This is a genomic window from Lysinibacillus sphaericus (genome assembly GCF_006864135.1).
GTDB lineage: Bacteria > Bacillota > Bacilli > Bacillales_A > Planococcaceae > Lysinibacillus.
The window spans coordinates 1-24456 of the sequence record NZ_SADV01000001.1 but is presented as its reverse complement, the minus strand read 5'-3'; the positions used below and the strand labels follow the sequence as shown (position 1 = coordinate 24456).

Sequence of the window (24456 nt, the reverse complement as noted above, 5' to 3'; positions counted from 1 at the left end):
TTTCAGTCTTGTATCATTTTTGATACCTACAATGAAGTCAAAGGAAAGGAGTAGTGTAGATGAAGATGAAAAAAATTAGTCTTGTTGTAGTTCTCATATTGGCAGGTTTTATTACAAATGACGTAGTCGTACATGCAGATGATCATGAACATAAAGATAAAAAACATGAAAAGTATAAAGAATATAAGGACTATAAAGACGACGATGAGAAATATTACGATGACGATGAAGAAGAAGGTGAAACTTATTATTTTCAAGACGCAGTAAGTGTGAAAGGTACTTGGAATATTTGGACACGAACAGTTGCTGTAGATAAAGAAGCGCTACCTTTTACAAATTCTCAAAAAGTTACGTTAAAGGTAGAAGGGACAAATAAGGAGCTAAGCTTTTTTATTGTACCAAAAGACAGAGAATTTTTTGTACCTGGAAAAGCTGTAGCACAGGTTTTAGGAGCGGAAGCGACATTTTACAAAGAGAGTAAAATTTTAGATATCAAAAATGAAGCAAATGAATTAATTTACCGAGCTGGAACTAACGTTGTTTATGATAACAATGTGAAAACGCCATCTCCTGCACAAGTATTTTACATGAATGAAGAATTATATGTACCTATTAGTACAATAACGAATGGCTTAGGTTATATAGCAGAGTGGCAAGAGAATAATCAAACATTTGTCTGCCAACCAATTACGAATTAGGGGGAAGCACTATGAAAGATCCGAAAAAGACAAAATGGGTATTAGGGGCGTCAGGGATACTTTTATCTGCAGCGATACTAACCCAAATTAACAGTCCAACAGAAGCCGAAACTAGACGTACAAATAATGTTCAGGGAGTAGATCAGAAAAATATGACGAAGAAAGAAAAAGAACTCGTACAGCTGGATTGGACAAACTTTGAAATTACAAGTCAGTCTGCTGTCAAAAGCGAGCGCAAAACGAAAAGAACTTAATGGAGTTGGTCGTGTGGATACACTAACTTTGCAAATAATGAATACTGAATTTTATATAGCTATGCCAAAAGTTGTTCATTTCGTATGGAAAGAAAAAGCTGAGAAATGGCTTCAATACGTAGCAAAAGAATGGTCAAGATTTCAATCGAATAATGAATTATCACAACTAAATCATTTGGCAATTGGCGAAACGTTACGCATTAATTCGTTACTATATGATTGTTTAATGCAAGCGGATCAATATTATCAACTTTCTAATAGTTTATTTTCACCGTATCTTAAACGCCAATTAGAACAGCATGGCTACAATCAATCTTTTCCATTTAATGCAGCTAATAGCAAGGCATTTCAAAACAAACCTCTGATTGCAGACCAACCATTTCAATTTCTAGGCGATGAGCAAGTAATGAAGGTAGCGCAGCAGGAAATTGATTTAGGTGGATTTGCTAAAGGGTATGCCATTGAAAAATTGGCGAATTGGCTTGAAGAAGAGATATCTCCTGATTACGGACTAATAGACGGGGGAGGGGATATGAAAATGTGGTCTTCTGGGGACAAGACTTGGACAATCGGTGTTGCAGATGCCTGGGATATCGACAAGGAAATTAGCTCGATTAAGATGAAAACAGGTGCCATCGCTACATCTAATCGAGTTTATCGAAGCTGGACGCAAGGAACATGGAAAAAGCATCATTTATTAAATGGACAAACAGGTGAAATTGCAAATACTGAAGTATTACAAGCTTCAGTCGTAACATCCTCTTTATGTGATGCAGAGGTTGGTGCCAAACTGTGCTTTCTTATGGATGAAAGGGAATTGCAGCAATGGTTCGAAAATAATTGTCAACATAGTGCCCGTTTCATTGTTAAAGAAGGGCAAGTAGCAAATTGGAGAATGACGGGGGTGAAATAGATGATCATCAGTACGTGGGAATGGATTCGATTATTAGGGTTTTTAGCGTATTTTTACTTTACAATTTCCATTATATTTGGGTTGTTGAGAAAATCATCATTTGTCAAATCCCATAAAAATTTAATTTATCATATACATCAAAATGCGGGATGGCTAGGATTAATCACCGTAATAGCGCATATGTTAGTGCTTTTAATCGATCAATATGAGCCGTATAGTATAATAGCAATTTTAATTCCATTCTCAGCTAAATATCAGTCTCTACCATCGGCACTTGGAACAATAGCATTTTATTTGTTATTAATGGTGATTATGACATCGGATTTATGGATTCGTACAATGAATCGCTCCTTATGGAAAAAACTTCACTTTCTTGTGTTACCAGCATGGGTATTATCGCTCGTTCATGGAGTGCTAATTGGAACGGATACAGAAAATACATTGATTATTATGTTTTATGTAGTTTCTGGGGGGATTACGATGTTAGTGCTGGTTGCGAGAACAATAAGCCAGCTCATGAAAAGAGTAAATATTTCAACGTCACAACAATAAATCAATTATGCCTTGGCATAATTGTAGCTGACGCTTCGCTTTCGCGCAGAAAATGATTGCTGAAAGAAGTTAACAGGAAGCGGTGCCATTTTAAAAAGCCCCGCTTCCTTTATGTTGAACAATATTTATATAGGGAATTCAATATGAAATGTAGTGCCTTTACCTACTTTACTTGTCGCGTAAATTTTCCCATCATGTTGCTCCACTATTGCTTTTGCTATGGCAAGACCCAAACCAGTGCCATTTCGTTGACGAGCAGCATCACTTCGGTAGAATCGCTCAAACACTAAAGGTAATTCCTGTTCAGTCATACCAACGCCGCTATCAGCAACAGTAATTTTTACAGAATCTCTATTTTTTAAAAGCGTCAGTGTTATTGCTCCACTATTTGTATATCTTATCGCATTGTCTAAAAGAATATAGAGTAGCTCTTGTATTTTTGAAGCATCACCAAGTAGCTCGATGTTTTCTTGGATTTCAGTAGAAAACTGGATGTCAGGAGGCATAATCCTTTGGAATTTCGTGCCCACTTTTTTGAGTAAAGATGATAATAGTATGGTTTCTTTTTGAATGGCAACCTGTTGCTGATCATGTCTTGCTAAGAACAGCAGTTTATCTATGAGCTCTTTCATTATTTCAGATTCATCTTTTAAATCCGTAATTAATTCTTTTCCAAAAGGGCTTAATTGCTTTGCTTCCTCTACTGCTAAAATTTCAAGTGAACTATAAAAAATACTCAATGGTGTTCGTAATTCATGGGATGCATCGGATACGAATTTTTTTTGTTTATCGAACGACCATTGAATAGGTACCATCGCTTTCCCAGCCATATAATAGGACAGCAGACCGATTAAGACCGTTGAAATACAAGTTAATAAGATTAGTAAATACTTTGTCATTTGGAAAAAATGATGCTGTGACGTCACAGATTTACCAACGATTATATAACCAGCTACCATATCATCTTTAAAAATTGGCTTTTTTAGAAGTAGAAAATGCTCTTCTTGCCATTCATAATGCTGTACGAGGTCCTCATCTGGATTGCTATCGCCAAACGCTTTTTCAATCTGATTTTTCAGACCCTTGTAAGATTCGTCACCATGGACAAACTTGTGATCCTTTGTGTAAATATAGTAAAAAAAACTGCGATTTGGATCATAACTTAAAGTTTTAGTATTGGCATGAACATGTTCAAAGAAATCGTGCTCTTGCCGAACATAAAAATCTTCTAATTCGTTTATTTGTTGATTTTCCATTAATTTTACGAGGGAAAAGTAAAGAACAATAACGAATAGTGAAAATAGCAAAAAATAAAGCGTTGCATACAAAAAGGATAATTTTTTTTTCGTTTTATGAAACATTAGTTTTCCCTCAGTTTATAGCCAATTCCTCTAACATTTTGAATCCGTGATTTGGATTGGCCATCATTAATTTTTTTTCGTACAAGTTTGACTAAAGCATCTAAGGAATTATTCGAAACATCGTAATCGTAGCCCCAAATATAAATACAAATTTGTTCTCTCGTTAGTACACGACCTTTATTGATAAATAAATATTCTAACAGTAAAAACTCGTTTTTTGTTAGATCTATACTTTCATTATTGTACAAAAACACACGGGAATCTACATTCAGCTGTAATTGATCTATTTGGATGACCTGTTCTATCACTTTATCTTTTCTTCGTAATAATGCACGAATTCTTGCTAACAATTCCTCTATTTTAAATGGCTTTACTATGTAATCATCTGCGCCACTATCAAGTCCTTTAATGATGTCCTCTGTGTCGTCCTTCGCTGTTAGCATTAAAATACTACCATTGAATCCAGCATTTCGTAGCTGCTGGCACACTTGAATTCCACTAAGGTTCGGCATCATCCAATCTAAAATAACAAGATCGTATTGCTCTGTAAGCGTATGGTCTAGCGCTTCCTGACCGTTCTCAGCTTCTGTCACATTGTGAAATTCTTTCTTTAGAATATGAACGATATTCCTTCTTAATCGTGCATCATCTTCTGCTAGTAATATTTTCAAGGCAGCTTCCTCCTAGTACCTACTAAGTATACGCATTAAAAATGACATGAAACTGAAAAAGTTACTTCCTCCACTATATGTATTTCATACTTCGATAAGAGTTGTAGCTTTTCCTATCTATAATGTCCTTAAAGATAGAAATAGGGGGACAAATAATGAATATTTATAAATTTACAGTATTGTTAGTTTTAACGACATTTTTAATGGGATCTTCGTTTGCCATTGTTAAATTGGGATTGCCTTATGCATCTCCACTGTTATTGGCTGCACTTCGCTTTATACTGGCAGGGATTTTGATGGCTGTCGTCGTATTAGCGATAAAAAGACCTCATCCCACTTCAAAAGAAGGCTGGATGAAAATTTTAACGATTGGAGCATGTCAAACTGCGGGTGTAATGGGCTGTATTTTTTTAAGCTTACGGACAATTACGGCAAGTGAATCTTCTATTCTAACATTTACGAATCCGTTACTTGTCGTCATATTTGCTACAATATTTACGGAAGCTCGTTACCGATTGTATCAATGGTGTGGTGTTTTCTTGGGGTTAATGGGTGTTACGATTACAATGGGTATGCAGATTGAAGGGAAAATCGGCATTCTTTTTGGTATTCTTTCAGCCGTTTTTTGGGCAATTGCAACATTACTGGCTAAAAAATGGGGTGTTTTATTTGATACATGGGTGCTATCAGCCTATCAAATGCTTTTTGGTGGTTTACTACTTTTAATGGCAAGTTTCGTGTTAGAACAACCATTTTTTACTGTGAATGTTCATTCAGTATTCATTTTATTATGGCTTAGCATTTTCTCGTCAATTGTTCAATTTGCCGGCTGGTATTATCTTTTACAAAATAGTGATCCTGGAAAAACGAGTGCCTTTTTGTTTTTAGCTCCTTTTTTCGGTGTGATAACAGGCTGGCTACTATTACATGAACCATTAAAACCATCGTTAATCGTAGGAGGGCTGTTTATTATTGCTGGTATTTATTTAGTGAATCGGAACTTTACGGCTTACCCAAGAAAAGTATCCGCGGAGCGTCAAGTATAGTCTGTCCGCGGAAAGAAGGCAGAGCACTGTGCTAGTTTAAACATCTAACTGAAAAACTTCTTTAAAGCCAGCCCGTCCTTTTTCAGTCACTTTAATGGCACGAATAGACGGGACACGAGTCACCCATCCCAAATTTAATAAATGGGCAAGGATCCCTTGACCAAGAGCACCAGCTAGATGATAACGGCGTTCACTCCAATCCAAACATGCAGGGGAAAATGATCGACGCTTTCTTTTTAAATCATCTAAATCAAGACCGAAATCGGTAAAAAATTGTGCACCTTCAGATGATATGAGAAACTGCTTTTCTTCTAGCTTTAGATAGCCAGCGTTAAGCAAAGAGTCTGTTAATTGAACACCTAGTTTACCAGCTAAATGGTCATAGCAAGTTCTAGCACCCTGTAATAGTTTCATTTGGCTAGATTGTTTTAGGGAGCGTACTTCAGGTGGAGGAGAAATCGCTAAGAAAGATTCGAGTAAATGAGCAATTTCTTCGTTTGCTAATTGAAAATATCGATGATGACCTTGTTTCTCTACTTTCACAAGTTTACCATCTACTAACTTTGCAAGATGAAAGCTAGCAGTCTGGGGCTTAATAGCTGCCATATAAGCTAATTCACTGGCAGTGTGAAAACGACCATCCATCATACTAGCAAGCATCGTAGCTCTTGAAGTTTCACCTAGAAGCGAAGCGATTTCAGCCATGTTTGGATTAATACCCATTTGTCACAGTCCTTTCTGCATTCCATATTTCGATTCAGTATATATCGTTTACAATAATACATAAAAAGGTGGTAGTAAATAGCTATGAAAACATATTATGCCGTAATTTTCACATCACAAAGAACAGACGAGGATGGAGAAGGCTATGCCAAGATGGCAGAAATGATGGATAAACTAGCACAAAAACAGCCCGGTTTTCTCCGTGTAGAAAGTGCCAGAAATGCAGAAGGGAAAGGCATTACTGTATCCTATTGGGAATCACTAGAGGCAATTCAGGCATGGAAAGACAAATCAAAACATCTAGTAGCACAGCAATTCGGGAAAGAAAAATGGTACAAGCAGTACAATGTGGAAATTTGTACAGTCATAAAAGATTATTCTTTCATAATGTAATTAAATCGAACGCCATGTCCTGTGGCAATTTATCCGTAGCGAAAGAAAGGCGACAGCTATATTGTTTTTTGCGTGAAAGCGAAGCGTCAGCAGCAATTACCTCAAGACGGAACGGATCTGATAAGGAGGAGGAGAATTGGACAATTTTTTTCAACGGTATATAAATTCATGGCGTTTTAATGGCTGGTTTATCCACGATATCTTTTTAGGCATTGTCATTGGAGTTGGTCTTTTATTATTATTGTATGCTGTATTCAAACGCCGACTTAATCTTGCGCTTGTCATAACTTTTATCCTTTACGCTTTTTTAGGTAATCTTTTGATGATTGTTTTTGGTTTAGCTGGTCGCCGCTTCCCAATCAATTCCGAATCACCTATATATACCGATGATGCACAGAAAATTGCTGTCCAAATGGTTGAAGGATCTGAAAATAACGGCACATCTAACGGAATTTCGCAAATTATTTCACATCATCAAATTATTGCGATTAATATGCAAACAGGTGAAAAACAGTGGACGAAATCTTCTTCGAGTAAAGAGACATTAATTGGCTATTTTATGGGGGGACTTCTTGTTCATCATCGTGACGGTGATTACGGGAAACTTTCATTATTAGATATGAAAACAGGAAAAGAAAAGCTCTCTGAAAAAGAATTTACAGACAAGCATAAACAGTTAATAAATGTTTTAGATATAGGTTCTTACAATATAGTATTGTTGGAGAATAATCTTTATTTAGAGGGAGTCGATGGGAAATTTTATCGCTTCGATGGCAAGAAATTAATTGAAGATAACAAAGCTGAAAAATACCTTTCTACAAAATTTTTCATTGAAACCGATATTCCAGGTTATTTTGCTTCGCACAATCAAGCGTTGGAGGATTATGAAGAGGTTCGAAAATTTAGTAGCAATGTATTAGCTGAACCTGCCATACAAGTATACAAGAATTTAGATCCAGCTGTATTAGATGTTGATCTGCAACAACAAACAGCCATTGTATCTTATCGACAAACGAAGCAAGAAAGTGCAGATAGTATCGTATTATCATATGATATGAAAAACCATCGCATTATTTGGGAAGAAAATATAGGTGTTGTTAACGCTGAGCAAAAAAATCCGGGTGTTCGTACATTAGAGAACTACTATGCGATTCAAACAGGAGATGAGTTTTTGTTGTTAAATAAGGACACGAAAAAAGAAATGTTCAGATATCAGCTACGTTGGAATCGCCCAATTCAGTGATAATTAAAGAGCGAAGAATTATTTATCCCCTCCAAGTAACGACTTGTGAGGGGATTTTTTATAGAGTTGCTCAATGTATCATAAAATGATATATTGTTTAGTGATATATCGTTTTATGATATATTGGAGGTGTAGACAATGAAATCATTAGAGCAGTTAACTGATTCTGTTTTTTATATTATGGCTGCCTTAACGGAGCCTCGACATGGCTATGCGGTCATGAGTTTAATAGAGGAGACAACAAAGGGTACTTTCGTAGTTGGTCCTGCATCCCTTTATACAATTATTAAAAAACTAGTAGCTGAACGACTTATTCAGCTACATGATGATTCGGATTCTCGGAGAAAGGTCTATGTCTTAACGGATAAAGGTCGAGATATATTGCTTGAAGATATTGAAAGAAGAAAGGTCATGATTCAGTTGGCAGAGCAGGGACTACAAAGGGGGCAAAAATAATGCGAAATAAGAGATATATGGCATCATATGGTTTAGCTTTTTCTGAGGAGCGCGATATGAAAAAATTAAGCGAAAAAGCGGCAAAAGGTTGGCATTTAAAAAGATTTCGATGTGCTGGCTATGGTCTAGAGAAGGGTGAACCACAAGACGTCATTTTTAGTATTGATTATCGTAAATTACCGAAGAGTGAAGAAGAGGAGTATTTTGAGCTATTTGCTTATGGTGGCTGGACACATGTTTGTTCTAGTACTGATATGCATATTTTTAAGGCAGCACCAGAAACTACCCCCATTTATAGTGACGCTGAGTCTTCTATTGATAAATTAGCACGTCTTGCAAAGCCTGTAAACCTAGCAGCATCTATTGCTCTTGCTATAACGATGGTTTTGTGGGTAATTATGACATTTACTACTGGAACAATTCAACACATTGCAGACCAAGGATTTATATATTCCTTTGTTTTTACTGTTCCAGCAGTGATGACTTCTGGTGGAGTTTACTATCATATGTGGAAAAACCTACGATTAAAATCCAAGCATATTTAAAGAACGAACAGCTGAAGCTTATCAGCTGTTTTTTCATGTTGTTGAAAATTAGTATGTCAATGAAATACAAAATGGGGGGGATTTCCGTTGCAACTAGGGTGTTCGATGAGCCGCTTGGTCCAACATGATGTTTTATGTGCGAGATCGTAGTGCTACGAACACTAAATCACAGGGGAAATTTACTTAATGTTGAAGTAATATATGTAGAACATTAGAATATAGATAGCTAATTGCTTTTAAAATTTAAGATCATTATATTTACAAACTAGGCATGTCCAATATTTGATGACAATATAATAGTACAGTTGCCTACATTAATTGGTAATACACTTACAAAGTAGAAAAACCATAACTTACTACTCGTTGAGAAAGGATAGGATGATGGAATGAATATTGGGAATAGCATAGCACTTATTGTAAGTCTGATTTTTTCAAGCATTTTGATTCGGGCAATATATCGCGTTTTTGTGAAAAAGAAAGTACCTACTATGACGTATACACCATTTGATAATGCCATGGATGGTGGAAGTAAACATGACAATTAAGTGAGTGGTGGTTATAAACATCAAAACAGTAGAGGTGCAGGCTTCATATAACTAATAGTATAAAATATGAGAATCTACTATTATTTCAATATGAGATAATAGTAGATTATTTTTCTTTTATCGATAATAAGATTTATGAAGGAATTTTATCCTGTATTTGGTATTATTTATTCAAGGGATAGTAATTTTGTGTAAATGACAATCTACCCTTTTCTTATAGATCAAAGAATGATTTTGTTTTGAGAAGGTTAACTCTTCCATTTTCGCTTTGCGTATATCAGAACTTACCCTGATACTTAACTTCGCTCGTGACTGATTGAAACAGTTACTTTATATGAACTCGCTGGAGATTATTATTCTAAATAATTTGTAAAAGCATACTATTCGGATTTATTTTTGGGGGGATATTATGATTCAAGGTTCTTGGAGAGCATTGGTATGGATTGGATTATCAGAATTATTTGCATTAAGCTTGTGGTTTAGTGCATCAGTGATTGCACCCGAATTAATTGAAATTTGGAACCTTAGCTCCAATTCAGAAGCTTGGCTTTCAGCTGCTATTCCTATTGGCTTTGTAATAGGATCATTGTTTAGTTCCTATTTTGGGGTAGCGGACCGATTTAATTCCCGAAAGATTTTTGCAATTTCAGTTTTTCTAGGCGCAATATTAAATGTCTTACTAATTATAGTCCATTACGCTTTTTTAGGTATTCTACTTAGAATTTTAACTGGAATAACTCTTGCCGGTGTCTATCCAATAGCAGTGAAAATTTTATCACAATGGTTTCCACAAAAACGTGGGTTTGCAATCGGAGTCTTAATAGCTGCATTAACATTAGGATCATCATTACCACATTTTGTAGTTATGTTTTTCTCTTCGTTAAATTGGAAACTCGTGATAATTAGTACTTCAGGAATGGCTTTATTATCGGCTATAATAGTTACTTATATTTTAGAAGATGCTCCGATTGTACCCAATAAATCGCCTTTCTCTTTAAAATTAATAAAAAAAGTTGTTTTGAATAAACCGGTAATGCTTGCGAACTACGGTTATTTCGGGCATATGTGGGAATTGTATGCGATGTGGACATGGCTTCCAGCTTTTTTGACAGCTAGTTTCTTAACTTATTCACCAGAAATTCCTCATTGGTTTATTGCATTATCCTCCTTTATTTCAATAGGAATTGCTGGAGGAATTGGTTGTGTGATAGGAGGACTAATCTCGGATAAAATCGGAAGAGCCAATTTAACGATTATTTCTATGTTTATTAGTGCTATCTGTTCGCTAGTAATAGGTTTTACATTTGGGCAGTATATTTGGTTAACGTTAATAATCTCCATGATTTGGGGGATGTCTATCATATCTGATTCCGCCCAATTTTCTGCTGCAGTTTCAGAAATAGCCGATGTTGATTATGTAGGTACAGCCCTTACTTTTCAAATGTGTATTGGTTTCTTACTTACTATATTTTCAATAAACCTAATCCCGATTATACAGAGGATCATTGGTTGGGAGTGGGTCTTTACAATATTAGCGATTGGACCTATTCTTGGAATTGGATTTATGGTCAAATATAGACGTTACGAAATAACTAATGAGAAAGTGTAATTTGTAATTTTTAAGTATTATCTTTATCAAAATAAAAAATCCAATTGTTTTGATTATTTCTTGCAAAACAATTGGAATAATTTAGTGGTAAAACAATATTTTTTAAGTATGAAGCTTAGGCTTTCTTTCCTTTCGGGTATCCGATGAGGATAGCGATGGTTCCGCAAATACCTATAAGGGCTGGATAGAAAGAGTATTGCAACATGCTCACTGGTGAAATTCCGGCTACACTTGCGGCTGCCAAGAATTGGGCTCCGTATGGTAGAAGGCCTTGAATCGTACAGGAGAAAATATCTAATATACTTGCGGACTTTCTTGGCTCAATCTCATACTGTTCAGCAATATTTTTTGCAAGCGGACCAGCAATTAAAATAGCAATCGTATTATTGGCCGTCGATAAATTAGTTAGGCCCACAAGACCGGCAATACCAAATTCAGCACCTTTTTTCGATTTAATTCTTTTTGTTGCAAGGTGAAGTAGAAAATCAATCCCTCCGTTAAACTTTATAACCTCCACCATTCCAGCTATTAATATCGCAAGGAATGCCATTTCATACATGCCTGACATTCCTTCGCCGATCTTTTGAAAAAGGCTCATTAAATGATAGCTGCCATCCGCTAAGCCAACAGCTCCGGCGAGAACAATCCCAGATGCCAAAACAAGGAAAACATTCATTCCAGCTAACGCTAAAATAATGACCAAAACATAGGGAACAATTTTTACCCAACTATAGCTTAAATGCTCCACTTGTGCAGTTTCACCCATTGTAATGAACCCTAAAATAAAGCTCGTTACAATAGCTGCCGGCAACACAATCCAAAAATTCACCTTAAATTTATCCTTCATTTGTGCACCTTGTGAACGAACGGCAGTAATGGTTGTATCTGAAATAAAAGATAAATTATCGCCAAACATTGAACCGCCAACAATCGCTGCCATTACTAAAGCCATGGAAAGTTCGATATGCTCGCTTATGCCAACTCCAATTGGCGCTAGCGCAACAATCGTCCCCACCGATGTACCCATTGATAGGGAAATAAAGCAGGCAATGATGAATAAGCCTACGACAAGCAGATTTGGCGGAACGACCGATAAAGCAAAGTTTACAGTGGAATCCACTGCCCCCATGCCTTTTGCTACTTCTGAAAAGGCCCCAGCCAAAAGAAAAATAACAACCATCAGCATGACATTTAAATTTCCTGCGCCTTTGCAAAAAATATCAACCTTTTGCGCAAACGATTCTTTTCGATTCATCGCTAAAGCGACCGCGCCTGAAATTGAAATGGCTACAATGACAGGGAAGGCGTAAAAATCACCTGTAATAACCCCTGAACCAATAAATAAAATCAAAAAAACAACAAATGGGATCAGCGCCCATGGATTCTCTTTCTTCATGTCTACCTCCAAAAATAAAATTGGACACGTCTTTTGTCCATTCTTTTTACGAAAAAAGGCCTCTTCTTGTATCAACAAGAAGAGGCCTTATATCTATAAAACACTCCTCTTATCTATCAAGCCTTTGCCTGCTGGATTTGGCACAGTAACTTAAATCATAAGTTCCGCTGCCGAGATTTCATCGGGCCAGTCCCTCCATCTCTCTTGATAAGAAGCAAATATATTATTTTTTTTCACAATAATAAATATTATAATAAAAAGTCGATATTTGCAACATATTTTTAATCAAGCTTGATTAAAAGCTATATTAATTAAGGAGATTGAACAAGTAAGAGGATAGGAAAGTGTGAATTTTTGGTGCCGCTATTGAAGGCTTTAATAGTCTAACGCAGCACAATTTGATTTAACAACTAAAAAGGGAAAAAGAAGGCGCCCTTAGAAGTAGGGGCGCCTAAAACATTTGTGGTAAAAATTCCGTCATAAAGCGTTGATTTTTACGTAGCCATATTTTTAAAATCATACGATGTGTTAGGAGGCGTTGTCTTTTTTGTGGTCTAGCCTTTGCCTCTATTAAACTTTGTAGTAGAGTACATGTTTCTGTTGCAAATGCTTGAGGGTCAACTAGGACGTCAAGCTTATAATCAATTAATTGTACCGCCTGTACCTTTGCAAGTAATTGTGCAAAGCGTGTATTCATTTCTGGAAAGTTTTCTTCTAGTTCTAGGTCGATTAAACTATATAGTGTTAGTTCAATGTCAGCTTCGAGTGCTTGTAATTGTTCAATGGATGGCTGTGTCAAAAAATCACCTCTAGTTTTTAAAAATGCGGCTACACAAGGTAAAAGCCAAGAGCAGCGAAAAGTAAACCGAATAAAACGGTAGTGCTTATATAAACAATCGCTTGTCTCCATTTTTGCTGCTCTAAGAGCGTCAAACATTCAAAACCGAATGTCGAAAAAGTCGTATAGGCACCTAAAAAACCAATCCCTATAAAATGCCAAATCCAATCACTTGGATGTAGCGCAAATAAAAAGCCAAGCATAAAAGAACCCGTTATATTAATAAAAAATGTTGCCCATGGGTATGTATGGACAATCAATTTTCCTAGATAAAATCGTGTTAGTGCACCTAAAAATCCACCGATGCCAATAATTATCATACGATGCGCCCCTTTGCTAGTTTAAATCCTAGCCATGCACAAGCTAAACCGCCAAAAACACTTACTAAAATATAAAGAACGGCTTGGAGCCATTTACTATTCTGCAAAAGTAATAGTGTTTCTAAAGAAAATGTCGAAAAGGTTGTAAAGGCACCAAAAAAGCCTGTACCAATTCCTATAATAACAGGCGTTCGCTTTGTAAACGTAGTAAATAGCCACGCTAAACAAAAGCAGCCAATTAAGTTTATACAAAGTGTCGCAAATGGAAAACCACCGTAATTTGAAAGTGCTAGACCAAGGCTATATCGACAGATGGCACCCAAAAATCCGCCAATTCCAACAGCTAAAAATGATTTCAAAGTAAAGACTCCTTACTAAAATGTCTATATTAAAAAGTGTATCATGTGAACACCATTTTAGATATATTTCTATAGTTATATAGGAAATACCACTGTTTTACGATATATTATATTTCCTTCCAAAATACTTCGTAGTTATTGTCCATATATCATATCAAAATTTTAGTTCTAAATAAGAAACTCTTTAGTATTTCAAACACTATTACATCGTTCAATTGAAATCCGATAACGGTTAATCCGTTGACGGAAAACCCGCTAACAGAAAAAATAATAATACAAAAATAATAATAACAATAGAGCTGATGCCTTGAAAAGCGCACAGTAAAGTTCAAAACAATAAACGATGTTTCATTTTGGCGTTCGTGTCTCTTCTATTCAACTTTCACCGATGGATGCTCGCGTAGCAAAGATGGATGGCATTTTACACCCTTAATGGAAAGCAGGGGACAGTCTCCGTGTTTACTATTCTTTAATTTTATTGGGAGGATGGGCGATAAATTAACGTTAGGTGATAAATTTAAAAAGTTAGGAGATAAGTTAAAAATGTTGGGTGATAAATTTAAAAAGTTAGGTGATAAATTTCAAAATTAGGGTGATAAATCTAAAAATTGTTCCGATCAATTGCTGGAAGCCCCTTTCGAACTAGATTTGTTCGTTTAGGGTCTACTAGAATTGAAAAATTTGTATTTAACACAGTAATCGATTGTCAAATTGTGAGAAATCAAGGATACTACTTACCGTTTTTTGAACTTGATTCTTTTTTACTACTCTGCCAGCTACTTAACACAAGTAGTGTAACAGGTAACGTGTTTTTGCTGTTGCAAACATGTCATAATTTATTATTACTATAATTGACCTTTAACATTGTCAATGACAGTATCAAAGTCTTTATTGGAATCGACACTTTCCGTTATTGTAAAAACATATCCATCTGGATCTTCTAAAGTTAATTCTTTTGCATTCCATGGTTGAACTGTCGGTTTTTGGATGATATTCGTTTCATTTTCCAGTGCAGCTTGATAAATACTATGAATATCACTAGAAAATAAATTAATAATGACTGAGTCACAAGTGTTGACTTCTTCATCCTGTAATAACATCAAATCTTGGTACTTTGCGCCTCTTAAATGTATCATTGAAGTTGTTCCGTTAGCATCTGAAAAATCAAATACTGAATTGAAATTTAGTACATTCCCATACCATTCTTTTGACTTTTCAATATCTCTTACTTTTAGCTTTACAAATAAGGGCATTTGATAAAATTCATTCATGTCTATTTACTCCTTTTGGTTAATACAAACTAACCATAAAGGTTTACGCAGTGTTAAAGTCAATACAAAAAGTTATAGATTTTTTATTTTAAATTTTAGGATTTTAGCAATTCATCGCTTTAAAGCGTTAATTTTTTCCTGGGAAACAGAAAAAATAACAGTGAGTTAGTTGACAAATATTTCTAAAGTATGATAATCTTCAATAACACTATAACAATCTTAAGTAAAGGAGGGCATGACGATGTTAATTTTACCAGTATCATATCAAAGTACAACTGCATACATTGTCCATGTCTTCTAACATTTTTTTTTGCGTTGCAAATAAATGGCATGGGTAACTCCTTGCCTTTTTTGAAGAGACACATGCTCTTTTTTTGGGGAGTATGTGTCTTTTTTGTTGCAAAAAAGTGTTGTAGTGATCATAAAAAAGGAGTGCATGTGTATGCGAAACAAAGTACAAAAAATGATTTTCATCAAGAAATTTATGGAGAGTGGGTAGCAAAGTTTTAACAGCACTTGAGAAAGAAGGTTATAACGTATGTTTGATGTTTTAAGTAAATTAAGCTGGTTTTTCAAGAAATACTGGAAGCAATATACAATAGCCGTTACGCTCTTAATGATTGCGAGTGGCTTAGAAGTTGTTCCACCGTATTTACTAGGGTCAATTATTGATATATTGACTGCTGGTGAAATGACACCAGCTCTTTTAACGAAGTATATTTTGATTTTCGTATGTATCATGATTGGGGGTTATGCCCTTAATTTTGTGTGGCAATTCAGATTATTTGAAGGGGCTATTAACTTAGAGAAAATTTTACGCCGCAACCTTATGCAGCATTTTTTGCGTATGACACCAACTTTTTATGAAAAAAATCGTACTGGGGATTTAATGGCCCGTGCGACGAATGATTTAAACGCTGTGTCGCTGACTGCTGGGTTCGGGATTATGACATTGATTGATTCCACAATTTACATGGGCTTTATTATTTTTGCCATGGGTTTTATGATTTCGTGGAAGCTTACTTTTTTTGCAATGCTGCCAGTACCAATCATGGCCATCCTTATTCAATATTTAGGGAAGATTGTGCATGAACGCTATATGAAGGCGCAGGATGTTTTTGGAGAGCTGAATGATAGTGTTCTAGAGTCGGTTGCAGGAGTGAGGGTTGTACGGGCATACGTACAAGAAAAAAAGGACGAAACAAATTTTGCAGAGATGAGCGAGATTGTGTATGAAAAAAATATGCATACTGCAAAAATTAACGCCTTATTTGGACCGATTACAAAGGTCGGTACTGGGATTAGTTATGTTGTAGCGCTTGGCTATGGTGCTCATTTAGTAGCGATTGAGGCTATGACAGTTGGGCAGCTTGTAACGTTCAATGTTTACTTGGGGCTAGCAGTTTGGCCAATATTTGCAATTGGGGAACTTATCAATGTGATGCAGCAAGGTAACGCTTCACTTGATCGTGTACAGGAAACGCTAAACTACGAGATGGATGTTCGAAATATTGCAAATCCGCAAATGATTTCAACACCAAGTGCGATTGGCTTTGATGATTTAACATTCCAATATCCAATGAGTCAGGTGAAAAATCTCCAGCAAATTTCGCTGTCGTTGAAAAAGGGGCAAACACTTGGGATTGTCGGTAAAACAGGAGCGGGTAAAACGACCTTCCTACGACAATTATTACGCGAGTATCCAATCGGTGAAGGACAGCTATCGATTGATGGAGTCGATATTACTGCACAAACGAAGGAGCAGTTACTCGACTGGATTGGTTATGTTCCACAGGATCATGTTCTATTCTCACGTACTATTCGTGAAAATATTTTATTTGGGAAAGAGGATGCTACACAGTCTGAATTGCAGCAGGCGGTTCGTGCAGCATACTTTGAAAAGGATTTAAAAAATTTACCAATGGGCTTAGAGACACTTGTTGGTGAAAAGGGTGTATCTCTTTCAGGTGGTCAAAAGCAACGTGTTTCAATTGCACGTGCTCTTATTAAAGACCCTGAAATTTTAATGCTTGATGACTCGCTTTCTGCTGTAGACGCCAAAACAGAGGCAAGAATTATTGAGAATATACAGCGAGAACGACAAGACAAAACGACGATTATTACAACACATCGTTTATCAGGAATTCAGCATGCCGATTTAATCATCGTGCTAGATGAAGGCCAAATTGTAGAGCAGGGAACACATGAGCAGCTTCTTTCACTACAAGGATGGTATAAAGAGCAATTTGACCGTCAGCAGCTAGAAGGAGGTGCCTCATGAGTACGGGTCAACGTTTAACACGCTATGCAATGTATTTTAAAAAACCGATACTACTTGGATTATTTTTCTTAACAATCGCCGTTTTTACGGAGCTTGTTGGGCCGTTTATTGCGAAGCATATCATTGATAATTACATGACAATTGGCCGCATTGAATTTAAACCAATTACTTGGCTATTAGTTGTCTATTTACTTTTAGCAATAGCTACAGCTGTTTTACGCTATTTTATGTATATCTATTTACAAATGGGTGCTAACCGTGTTGTACAAAAATTACGTAAAGATGTATTTGAGCATATTCAAACATTGCCAATTCAATACTTCGATAATTTACCAGCAGGGAAAATTGTAGCCCGTGTCACGAATGATACGGAGGCTGTTCGTAATTTATACGTTCAAGTACTTTCAAACTTCGTTACAAGTTTAATTTCTATTGTGGGTGTTTATATCGCACTCTTCATTTTAAATTGGAAAATGGCATTCCTAGCACTGGCTATGGTACCAGTCGTTTATTTATGGATGATTTTATACCGTAAAGTTGCTTCGAAATATAATGATGTTATTAGAACGAAAATCGCCGATATTAACGCAATGATTAATGAGTCAATTCAAGGGATGACGATTATTCAAGCATTCCGTCGTGAGCAGCAAATGACGAAGGAATTTGATGACATGAATAATGAGCATTATGCATATGAGCGTAAGCTGCTTTTCCTCGATTCTGCAACTTCCTTCAACCTTGTTAATACATTAAGACTTCTTATGTTTACGATCTTTATTTTTTACTTTGGTACACAGTCATTTACAGCAACGGAAGTTATTTCTGCGGGGACATTATATGCTTTTGTCGATTATTTAACGCGATTATTTAATCCGATAACGAATATTGTCAATCAATTTTCTCAGCTTGAACGCTCACTTGTTGCAGGGAAGCGTGTCTTTGAGGTGTTGGATATTAACGGGGAACCAGTATCTGAAAAAAGTTTACCTAGATATAAAGGGAATGTGGTGTTCGAAGATGTTTCCTTTGCTTATAAAAATGATGAATACGTATTGAAAAACCTGTCATTTGAAGCACACCAAGGTGAAACCATTGCCTTAGTAGGTCATACAGGATCTGGTAAAAGTTCTATTATGAACTTATTGTTCCGTTTCTATGACCCTTCTAAAGGGAAAATTACGATTGATGGCATTGATATCACTTCGGTTCCTCGCCAAACAATGCGTGAACATATGGGCATTGTTCTACAGGATCCATATTTATTTACAGGCACTATTGCTTCGAACGTTAGCCTGAATAATCCTAAAATTTCACGTGAAAAAATAGAAACGTCATTAAAAGCTGTTGGTGGTGAGCGTGTTTTAGCGAACTTGCCAAATGGCTATGATGAGCCTGTTATTGAGAAGGGGAGCACACTGTCATCTGGACAGCGTCAGTTAATATCCTTTGCGCGTGCGCTTGCCTTTGACCCAGCTATTTTAATTTTAGATGAGGCTACTTCTAATATAGATACGGAAACAGAGGAGATTATTCAGCATGCGATGGATGTGCTAAAAAAAGGACGTACAACATTCATTATCGCTCACCGACTTTCTACTATTAAAAATGCAGATCGTATTCTTGTCTTAGATCGAGGTAAGATTGTTGAGCGTGGTACACATGATGAATTATTAGCGCAGGGCGGCATTTACGAAAAAATGTATCAAATGCAGGCGAATTCATTGCAATAATTTATGGAATACATGAAGCCCCACTCTATGAAAAATAAAGTGGGGCTTTCTATTTAAGATCTTACATTTTTAAAGACATTGACAACAAAGAATAGCACTGAAATTGCCACTGCGATACCGCCACCAGATACAAAGAGTTCAAATAACCAGTTTGGTACATCTATATAAACCATCATCATACCGACTAAAAGGAACGGTAATCCGATATTGTAAAACCAAAATTGTGCTTTGGCTAAACCTGTCTCAGCGGCATCTTTATATACAGAATAAATTATGCCGATTAAACCAGTTGTTAGCCAACCTACAACACCAATATGTGCATGTGTCGTCTTCCAGTCGAGTTGATTTGTATAATGCATAAACAGTCCAAAGGCCATAACAATCACTAAATATAAAACTGAAATCTTTATCCATTTAGCACCCATATTTAATAAACAACTCCTTTCCCGAAATGATTTAGCTAGCTATTACAGTTTATTCTTGTCGAATAAAAAAGATGACATTTTGTAAAATAAAAAAGTGTTTTATTGTATAATGCTAATTTTTTCCGTAGAATAAAAGCATGAAAAGTAGAAATTTGCCAATTGGAGGGTCTATGAAAAAGAAAATTAATTTTTTAATAATGATTTTATTGGTCTGTTACTCGACCATCATCTTTGTTGAAAAGGCAGGTGCTAGTGAGCAAATGATGACAACAAAAGTGAATAGTATTATTGCGAAGAGTTGGAAGAACAACGAGTACAGCATTACCGTACGAGATATAGAAACAGGTAATGTGCTCTACAATAATAATGGTGAAAAAATGATACGTCCTGCCTCTACGCATAAGCTTTTAGTTAGTGCCGCTGCATTGGATTTATTAGGACCAGATTATCGCTTTGCGACGAAGACGTATATCGATGGATCAATTGAAAATGGTGTACTTTACGGTAATATTTATTTACAGGGCGGGGGAGATCCAACGCTTCTACCTAGTCATTTAGAGTCATTCGCCAATGGCCTGAAAAAAATGGGTATCTCTAAAATTACGGGTTCTTTAATAGGGGATGATACTTGGTTTGATGCAGATCGCTTACCGAAGGGTATTGTACCTCAAGAAGAGAATCAACCTTATGCTTCACGTATTTCAGCATTAACGATTTCGCCAAATGATCAATATGATATAGCAAATGTGCAGGTGAAAGTGACAGGCTCAAAGGTTGGTACTACAGCTAATGTTCAGCTCGTTCCGTTTGCAAGTAGTATCCCGGTTGTTAACATAACGAAAATTGTTAAAAAGGGCGAGAAAAGTACTGTGAAAATTACAAGAGAATATGGTACAGATCGAATTATTGTAACGGGTAACTTACCAGCAGGTTCACAGAAAAGTACATATGTAACGGTCTTTAATCCAACTCTATATACACTCGATGTATTTCGGGAAAAATTAGTAGCAAAAGGTATCCAAACAATGCCTCTTGAAACTGGGAAGGTACCTGAAAATGCACAGCAAGTGGGTATTTCGTATTCAAAGCCATTAACTGATATTAACTTTAAATATTTAAAGTTAAGCATTAATGGCATGGGTGATATGTTGACAAAACAACTTGGACGAGAGTTACTGGGGGAAGGAAGCTGGTCGGCTGGCATCCAAGCAATTCGTACATATGGTAGTGATAATGAGCTTACTATGGATCAGTGGTATTTTGAAGACGGTTCAGGTTTAAGCCATCAAAATCGAGTTAATAGTATGCAAGAAAGTCTATTATTATATAAAGTTCGAAGTAAATCCTGGTATAACTCATATTTAGATGCATTACCGCATGCAGGAAGAAAGGGCAGCCTTGTTGGTGCGACTTTAGAAAATCGTATGAAGGGCTATAGTGTATCTGCTAAAACAGGCTATATTTCTGGAACATATTCTTTGAGTGGTTATGTAAAAGGAAAAAGTGGCAAGTGGTATATCTTTAGTATTTTGACACAGGCGAATAAAACTTCAGCCATCCCAACTATTGATGAAATTGTTAAACAGATTGCTAATGAAATGTAAGCTTAATGAGCATGTGCAAAGACGATAAAAGTAAAAATCTCGTTAATTCACTTTAGTGATGAAAAAAGCTATACTAGAAAACAAAAAGCTATTTTTAAGCTGAACTAATTTTTGTATTAGTTCAGCTTTTATTTATGATTAAAGCTATAATTTGGAAAAGTGATGCTGGTAGATACTGAAGTAATACCCCAATCAATTCCCAAGTCTGATGGAAAGGGCATTCCTAAGAAGCCTAGATGGAACAATTCTTAATATAATGCAAAACCTCGGTGATCATCAGTTAGATAGAAAAAATAAAACATAGTGGAATCAAATAAAGTTTTTAGTCATAAAGTTAGCTGACACTAAATAAATGAGGGGGTATTTATAAATAAAAAGATTAAGATGTCGTGCATTTAGTAAATACTAGTGTACGTCTTTTTTTCGTCCAATATGCATATAATTAGACTATATTAACTTTTTTCCAACTTAAAACGTCAAAAAGAGGGGTAAATTTTTTTGCAAGAGAGGACTTATGTATGGAAAAAAATATGAAACGCTCTAAGGGAAAAAAGAGCAAGAAGAAAATTTGGCTATGGATAGTAGGTAGTTTATTAACAATTTTTTTAATTTTTATAGGTACTGCTTATTATACAATCCAAAAAACGATGAATAAAATAAATACACCATTACTTGAAACGACAGGTGATGAAAATAAAGAACAAAAAATAGTTACGAAAAAAGATCCGTTTTCTGTGTTAATGCTTGGAGTGGATGAACGTAAAAATGATAGTGGCCGTTCTGACACGATGATAGTCATTACCGTGAATCCTGAAAAACATACGATGAAGATGCTCAGTATACCTCGAGATACTCGTACAGAAATTATTGGACATAATTCCGTCGATAAAATTAACCATGCCTATGCATTTGGAGGCGTTCCAATGGCGGTGAATACGGTGGAGCACTTTTTAGATATACCAATTGATTATTATGTATTTATTAATATGGAAGGCTTCCTGCAAATTATCGACACGATTGGTGGGGTAACAATTGATAACGACATGAATTTAACTTATAACGCCTACCATTATCCGAAGGGTGAGATCACTTTAGACGGTGATAAGGCACTGATTTTTTCACGTATTCGTTATGAAGATCCCCGTGGTGATTTTGGTCGTCAAATTCGACAACGTCAAATTATTGAAGCAGTTCTGAAAAAAGCCTCTTCGACATCTTCTATTTTATTAAAGGCTACAGATATGCTTGATGTAGTAGGAGACAATGTCCGTATGAATTTTACGATGAAGGACTTAATCCAGTTACAAAGTATTTATAAAAAAATGGATGGTAATATTGATCAGTTATCATTTAAAGAGGGAAATGGTAAAAGGATTGATAATATATGGTATTTCATGCCTGAAGAGACAGAGCTAGAAAAAATAAAATCGGAATTAAAAGCCAGTTTGCAATAAAAACTTAGGTGTGACAATTTGAGTATGATAGCTGTAAATCTATTGACAATGAAGGGAGGGAGATCAATGAATGGGAGGACCCAGGTGCTTAGGTATACAGCTCTAAACAATTGCATGCAAAGCTATGTGCCTAAGCGTAAGGTTCAAAAAAGTCGAGTCAGTTCAGCCATGCGACATTTACAACTATGGTGTTTGAAAATTTTTATGTAAAAAATAAAAAAAACCATTCAGGTAGGGTGCATGCCTAGTTGAATGGTTTTTTTATTTTTTTTCAGCAGGTATCCAAACACGCTGAAATAGAGGAACTCAGTCTAAGAACGCCACGTCCTGTGGCATTACCGAAATAATCGACATCGTGTATGCCCTCATGTAGGCCAAAGCACATAGCCGATTTAGAGCGCATTATGCCGCGGCATAAGTGTTTTGAATTAGGTGTTTGAAAAATCAGGAAATTGCTGTATAATTTTTTTAGAAATGGTTGAGGGAGTGATTGTGTTGATTATAGGCACAATTTTATTAGTAGTTGCAGTACGTGCAGGTATTGGTTTAGTCGTCAACTTAATTAATAGCAGCATCACTCTACTACACAAAGTAACCATTCATACTCGGAAAACAAAAGAATAGGATGCATCTAGGCAAAGTTATAAGTAACTTTGTCTATTTTTGTGGCTCATAATCAATTTAGGGATGGCATTTTTAAAACAAAGGAGCGTATTTAGGACCGACTGGATTTGTTTTTTTGGACCTATGCAGATTTTAGGTTGATTAGTTTTCTATTTGACCTAAGCGTTTCCTTTTTACATAGATTGCAGCGTCATAGATGAGACCCTGGAGCTCTCAAGAGAAGCGATGCCCCTGGAAAGCCTCTAGTCGGAACAGAAAATCAACCGCATGTTTTGTGATGAGTCATTTTGGTGAACTTGGAACAATTTATGTGATTAATTCGTCAATATACTGTGAAAAATGTTATACTATAAAAAAACAGTATCGGGGAATGAGCATGCAAGAAGAGAAATCAAGTTTCAAAAAAGAATTAATATCTTATCTTAAAATTATAGTGATTACAGCTATAGTTGTTTTAGGCTGTAAGCAATTCTTATTTGCACCGATTAAAGTGCAAGGGGCTTCTATGTACCCAACTTATCATGATAAAGATATTATTATGGTAAGTAAAATGAGCAAAATTGAACGCTTTGATCAAATTGTTTTTCAATCACCAACAGAAGATGAACTCTATATTAAACGAGTAATTGGCCTGCCAGGTGATACAGTTGAAATGAAAGACGATGTTTTGTATGTAAATGGCAAAGCTTATAAAGAAGATTATGTGAATCGTCAAACAGATGATCCTAATCAATTACGTATTACAGAGAATTTCACATTAGAGCAATTATTAAATGAAAAAAAGGTTCCTGAGGGTATGTATTTTGTGCTGGGGGACAACCGTTTGAAAAGTTCTGATAGCCGCCACTATGGCTTAATTTCTAAAGATGCCATCTATGGTGAAGCTAAATTAACAATATATCCGTTTAGTCGTTTCCATATCGGTCCAAAATAAATAATTGGGATTTTCAGTGAAAAAAGAGGCAGCGCTTGTGGAGGGCACTGAAAAAGTCTATATCTTTTCACATTGCGAGCTATTCAACGATTAAATTGTTGAATAGCTCGCTTTTTTCATTTGGCACTGTGACTCTACTGTTGTTTTCCGAAGCATTCCGCTCGCTTTCCGCGGGCGAGCGCCGAGCCTCCTCCTACGCTTCGCTTCGTGC

26 protein-coding genes and 1 riboswitch are annotated in these 24456 nt (G+C 36.0%); of the genes, 17 read left to right on the top strand and 9 right to left on the bottom strand.

Annotated elements, in window-relative coordinates; genetic code table 11:
* Nucleotides 1–59 precede the first annotated feature (59 nt).
* Genes C7Y47_RS00125 through C7Y47_RS00110 form a run of 4 tightly spaced genes read left to right on the top strand, consistent with a single transcriptional unit; the run spans nt 60 to nt 2417 of the window.
* Nucleotides 60–698 carry a copper amine oxidase N-terminal domain-containing protein gene (locus tag C7Y47_RS00125; RefSeq protein WP_142506920.1) on the top strand — a complete coding sequence of 213 codons (639 nt, stop codon included), beginning with the start codon at nt 60–62 and terminating at the stop codon, nt 696–698.
* 11 nt (nt 699–709) lie between these two features.
* Entirely contained in the window at nt 710–952 is a 243-nt protein-coding gene (locus C7Y47_RS00120) for a hypothetical protein (protein ID WP_142506919.1), read from the top strand.
* A gap of 13 nt (nt 953–965) precedes the next feature.
* Nucleotides 966–1865: an FAD:protein FMN transferase gene (locus C7Y47_RS00115; protein WP_255504945.1), complete on the top strand. Its 900-nt coding sequence runs from the start codon at nt 966–968 to the stop codon at nt 1863–1865.
* Entirely contained in the window at nt 1866–2417 is a 552-nt protein-coding gene (locus C7Y47_RS00110) for a ferric reductase-like transmembrane domain-containing protein (RefSeq protein ID WP_142506918.1), read from the top strand.
* Nucleotides 2418–2542: 125 nt separating this feature from the next.
* Here the strand turns inward: C7Y47_RS00110 and C7Y47_RS00105 are convergent, their stop codons facing one another.
* Together C7Y47_RS00105 and C7Y47_RS00100 are read right to left on the bottom strand one after the other, a co-directional pair.
* Complete coding sequence (locus C7Y47_RS00105; RefSeq protein WP_142506917.1) at nt 2543–3778, bottom strand: sensor histidine kinase; 1236 nt, start codon at nt 3776–3778, stop codon at nt 2543–2545.
* Complete coding sequence (locus C7Y47_RS00100; RefSeq protein WP_142506916.1) at nt 3778–4449, bottom strand: response regulator transcription factor; 672 nt, start codon at nt 4447–4449, stop codon at nt 3778–3780. The genes C7Y47_RS00105 and C7Y47_RS00100 overlap by 1 nt, the downstream gene beginning before the upstream one ends.
* A 155-nt stretch (nt 4450–4604) precedes the next feature.
* Between C7Y47_RS00100 and C7Y47_RS00095 the strand changes: the two genes are divergently transcribed.
* A complete protein-coding gene (locus tag C7Y47_RS00095) occupies nt 4605–5495 on the top strand; it encodes a DMT family transporter (protein ID WP_142506915.1) in 891 nt (296 codons plus the stop codon).
* A gap of 36 nt (nt 5496–5531) precedes the next feature.
* Here C7Y47_RS00095 and C7Y47_RS00090 read toward each other — a convergent pair whose 3' ends face one another.
* Nucleotides 5532–6218 carry an ArsR/SmtB family transcription factor gene (locus tag C7Y47_RS00090; protein WP_142506914.1) on the bottom strand — a complete coding sequence of 229 codons (687 nt, stop codon included), beginning with the start codon at nt 6216–6218 and terminating at the stop codon, nt 5532–5534.
* 84 nt (nt 6219–6302) lie between these two features.
* On the opposite strand from C7Y47_RS00090, the gene C7Y47_RS00085 reads away from it, so the two are divergent.
* The 6 genes from C7Y47_RS00085 to C7Y47_RS00060 all read left to right on the top strand — a co-directional run bounded on the left by C7Y47_RS00085 (nt 6303) and on the right by C7Y47_RS00060 (nt 11009).
* Nucleotides 6303–6611 (top strand): antibiotic biosynthesis monooxygenase family protein, encoded by a 309-nt coding sequence (locus C7Y47_RS00085; protein ID WP_142506913.1) that lies wholly within the window; start codon nt 6303–6305, stop codon nt 6609–6611.
* 136 nt (nt 6612–6747) lie between these two features.
* Entirely contained in the window at nt 6748–7854 is a 1107-nt protein-coding gene (locus C7Y47_RS00080; RefSeq protein ID WP_142506912.1) for a PA2928 family protein, read from the top strand.
* Nucleotides 7855–7992: 138 nt separating this feature from the next.
* Nucleotides 7993–8310, top strand: coding sequence for a PadR family transcriptional regulator (locus tag C7Y47_RS00075; RefSeq protein ID WP_142506911.1), 318 nt, complete (start codon nt 7993–7995; stop codon nt 8308–8310).
* Nucleotides 8310–8855, top strand: a complete 546-nt coding sequence (locus C7Y47_RS00070; RefSeq protein WP_255504944.1) for a DUF2812 domain-containing protein — start codon at nt 8310–8312, stop codon at nt 8853–8855. Before C7Y47_RS00075 ends, C7Y47_RS00070 begins: the two co-directional genes overlap by 1 nt.
* 386 nt (nt 8856–9241) lie before the next feature.
* A complete protein-coding gene (locus C7Y47_RS26015; protein WP_142506910.1) occupies nt 9242–9400 on the top strand; it encodes a DUF3951 domain-containing protein in 159 nt (52 codons plus the stop codon).
* A 409-nt stretch (nt 9401–9809) separates the two neighbouring features.
* A complete protein-coding gene (locus C7Y47_RS00060; protein ID WP_142506909.1) occupies nt 9810–11009 on the top strand; it encodes an MFS transporter in 1200 nt (399 codons plus the stop codon).
* A gap of 115 nt (nt 11010–11124) precedes the next feature.
* Here the strand turns inward: C7Y47_RS00060 and C7Y47_RS00055 are convergent, their stop codons facing one another.
* The 5 genes from C7Y47_RS00055 to C7Y47_RS00035 all read right to left on the bottom strand — a co-directional run bounded on the left by C7Y47_RS00055 (nt 11125) and on the right by C7Y47_RS00035 (nt 15193).
* Nucleotides 11125–12405 (bottom strand): Na+/H+ antiporter NhaC family protein, encoded by a 1281-nt coding sequence (locus C7Y47_RS00055; protein ID WP_142506908.1) that lies wholly within the window; start codon nt 12403–12405, stop codon nt 11125–11127.
* A gap of 106 nt (nt 12406–12511) precedes the next feature.
* Nucleotides 12512–12619, bottom strand: a riboswitch (SAM riboswitch).
* A gap of 237 nt (nt 12620–12856) precedes the next feature.
* The gene (locus tag C7Y47_RS00050) at nt 12857–13204 is read right to left on the bottom strand and encodes a hypothetical protein (RefSeq protein ID WP_142506907.1); all 348 of its coding nucleotides are present in this window, start codon (nt 13202–13204) and stop codon (nt 12857–12859) included.
* 29 nt (nt 13205–13233) lie between these two features.
* A complete protein-coding gene (gene crcB / locus C7Y47_RS00045) occupies nt 13234–13563 on the bottom strand; it encodes a fluoride efflux transporter CrcB (RefSeq protein ID WP_142506906.1) in 330 nt (109 codons plus the stop codon).
* Nucleotides 13560–13922: a fluoride efflux transporter CrcB gene (gene crcB, locus C7Y47_RS00040; protein ID WP_142506905.1), complete on the bottom strand. Its 363-nt coding sequence runs from the start codon at nt 13920–13922 to the stop codon at nt 13560–13562. The genes crcB (C7Y47_RS00045) and crcB (C7Y47_RS00040) overlap by 4 nt, the downstream gene beginning before the upstream one ends.
* Before the next feature lie 845 nt (nt 13923–14767).
* Nucleotides 14768–15193 carry a VOC family protein gene (locus C7Y47_RS00035; protein ID WP_142506904.1) on the bottom strand — a complete coding sequence of 142 codons (426 nt, stop codon included), beginning with the start codon at nt 15191–15193 and terminating at the stop codon, nt 14768–14770.
* A gap of 538 nt (nt 15194–15731) precedes the next feature.
* On the opposite strand from C7Y47_RS00035, the gene C7Y47_RS00030 reads away from it, so the two are divergent.
* Both C7Y47_RS00030 and C7Y47_RS00025 read left to right on the top strand, forming a co-directional pair.
* Nucleotides 15732–17474: an ABC transporter ATP-binding protein gene (locus C7Y47_RS00030; protein ID WP_142506903.1), complete on the top strand. Its 1743-nt coding sequence runs from the start codon at nt 15732–15734 to the stop codon at nt 17472–17474.
* Nucleotides 17471–19204 carry an ABC transporter ATP-binding protein gene (locus C7Y47_RS00025; protein ID WP_142506902.1) on the top strand — a complete coding sequence of 578 codons (1734 nt, stop codon included), beginning with the start codon at nt 17471–17473 and terminating at the stop codon, nt 19202–19204. The genes C7Y47_RS00030 and C7Y47_RS00025 overlap by 4 nt, the downstream gene beginning before the upstream one ends.
* A 53-nt stretch (nt 19205–19257) precedes the next feature.
* Here C7Y47_RS00025 and C7Y47_RS00020 read toward each other — a convergent pair whose 3' ends face one another.
* Nucleotides 19258–19629 (bottom strand): hypothetical protein, encoded by a 372-nt coding sequence (locus tag C7Y47_RS00020; RefSeq protein ID WP_132361056.1) that lies wholly within the window; start codon nt 19627–19629, stop codon nt 19258–19260.
* A gap of 170 nt (nt 19630–19799) precedes the next feature.
* Here C7Y47_RS00020 and dacB point away from each other — a divergent pair, with 170 nt between their 5' ends.
* The 4 genes from dacB to lepB all read left to right on the top strand — a co-directional run bounded on the left by dacB (nt 19800) and on the right by lepB (nt 24245).
* The gene (dacB, locus tag C7Y47_RS00015) at nt 19800–21233 is read left to right on the top strand and encodes a D-alanyl-D-alanine carboxypeptidase/D-alanyl-D-alanine endopeptidase (protein WP_185903349.1); all 1434 of its coding nucleotides are present in this window, start codon (nt 19800–19802) and stop codon (nt 21231–21233) included.
* A 518-nt stretch (nt 21234–21751) separates the two neighbouring features.
* Nucleotides 21752–22687: an LCP family glycopolymer transferase gene (locus tag C7Y47_RS00010; protein ID WP_142506900.1), complete on the top strand. Its 936-nt coding sequence runs from the start codon at nt 21752–21754 to the stop codon at nt 22685–22687.
* Nucleotides 22688–23182: 495 nt separating this feature from the next.
* Nucleotides 23183–23311: a hypothetical protein gene (locus tag C7Y47_RS25295; RefSeq protein WP_255504943.1), complete on the top strand. Its 129-nt coding sequence runs from the start codon at nt 23183–23185 to the stop codon at nt 23309–23311.
* A 376-nt stretch (nt 23312–23687) separates the two neighbouring features.
* Nucleotides 23688–24245 carry a signal peptidase I gene (gene lepB, locus C7Y47_RS00005; protein WP_142506899.1) on the top strand — a complete coding sequence of 186 codons (558 nt, stop codon included), beginning with the start codon at nt 23688–23690 and terminating at the stop codon, nt 24243–24245.
* Nucleotides 24246–24456 lie beyond the last annotated feature (211 nt).

Excerpts from the sequence above, each read along its gene's own strand:
- C7Y47_RS00125 (WP_142506920.1), top strand. The coding sequence starts at position 60 with ATGAAGATGAAAAAAATTAGTCTTGTTGTAGTTCTCATATTGGCAGGT.
- C7Y47_RS00120 (WP_142506919.1), top strand. The coding sequence starts at position 710 with ATGAAAGATCCGAAAAAGACAAAATGGGTATTAGGGGCGTCAGGGATA.
- C7Y47_RS00110 (WP_142506918.1), top strand. The coding sequence starts at position 1,866 with ATGATCATCAGTACGTGGGAATGGATTCGATTATTAGGGTTTTTAGCG.
- C7Y47_RS00105 (WP_142506917.1), bottom strand. The coding sequence starts at position 3,778 with ATGTTTCATAAAACGAAAAAAAAATTATCCTTTTTGTATGCAACGCTT.
- C7Y47_RS00095 (WP_142506915.1), top strand. The coding sequence starts at position 4,605 with ATGAATATTTATAAATTTACAGTATTGTTAGTTTTAACGACATTTTTA.
- C7Y47_RS00090 (WP_142506914.1), bottom strand. The coding sequence starts at position 6,218 with ATGGGTATTAATCCAAACATGGCTGAAATCGCTTCGCTTCTAGGTGAA.
- C7Y47_RS00085 (WP_142506913.1), top strand. The coding sequence starts at position 6,303 with ATGAAAACATATTATGCCGTAATTTTCACATCACAAAGAACAGACGAG.
- C7Y47_RS00075 (WP_142506911.1), top strand. The coding sequence starts at position 7,993 with ATGAAATCATTAGAGCAGTTAACTGATTCTGTTTTTTATATTATGGCT.
- C7Y47_RS00070 (WP_255504944.1), top strand. The coding sequence starts at position 8,310 with ATGCGAAATAAGAGATATATGGCATCATATGGTTTAGCTTTTTCTGAG.
- C7Y47_RS26015 (WP_142506910.1), top strand. The coding sequence starts at position 9,242 with ATGAATATTGGGAATAGCATAGCACTTATTGTAAGTCTGATTTTTTCA.
- C7Y47_RS00060 (WP_142506909.1), top strand. The coding sequence starts at position 9,810 with ATGATTCAAGGTTCTTGGAGAGCATTGGTATGGATTGGATTATCAGAA.
- C7Y47_RS00055 (WP_142506908.1), bottom strand. The coding sequence starts at position 12,405 with ATGAAGAAAGAGAATCCATGGGCGCTGATCCCATTTGTTGTTTTTTTG.
- crcB (WP_142506906.1), bottom strand. The coding sequence starts at position 13,563 with ATGATAATTATTGGCATCGGTGGATTTTTAGGTGCACTAACACGATTT.
- C7Y47_RS00035 (WP_142506904.1), bottom strand. The coding sequence starts at position 15,193 with ATGAATGAATTTTATCAAATGCCCTTATTTGTAAAGCTAAAAGTAAGA.
- C7Y47_RS00030 (WP_142506903.1), top strand. The coding sequence starts at position 15,732 with ATGTTTGATGTTTTAAGTAAATTAAGCTGGTTTTTCAAGAAATACTGG.
- C7Y47_RS00025 (WP_142506902.1), top strand. The coding sequence starts at position 17,471 with ATGAGTACGGGTCAACGTTTAACACGCTATGCAATGTATTTTAAAAAA.
- C7Y47_RS00020 (WP_132361056.1), bottom strand. The coding sequence starts at position 19,629 with ATGGGTGCTAAATGGATAAAGATTTCAGTTTTATATTTAGTGATTGTT.
- dacB (WP_185903349.1), top strand. The coding sequence starts at position 19,800 with ATGAAAAAGAAAATTAATTTTTTAATAATGATTTTATTGGTCTGTTAC.
- C7Y47_RS00010 (WP_142506900.1), top strand. The coding sequence starts at position 21,752 with ATGGAAAAAAATATGAAACGCTCTAAGGGAAAAAAGAGCAAGAAGAAA.
- lepB (WP_142506899.1), top strand. The coding sequence starts at position 23,688 with ATGCAAGAAGAGAAATCAAGTTTCAAAAAAGAATTAATATCTTATCTT.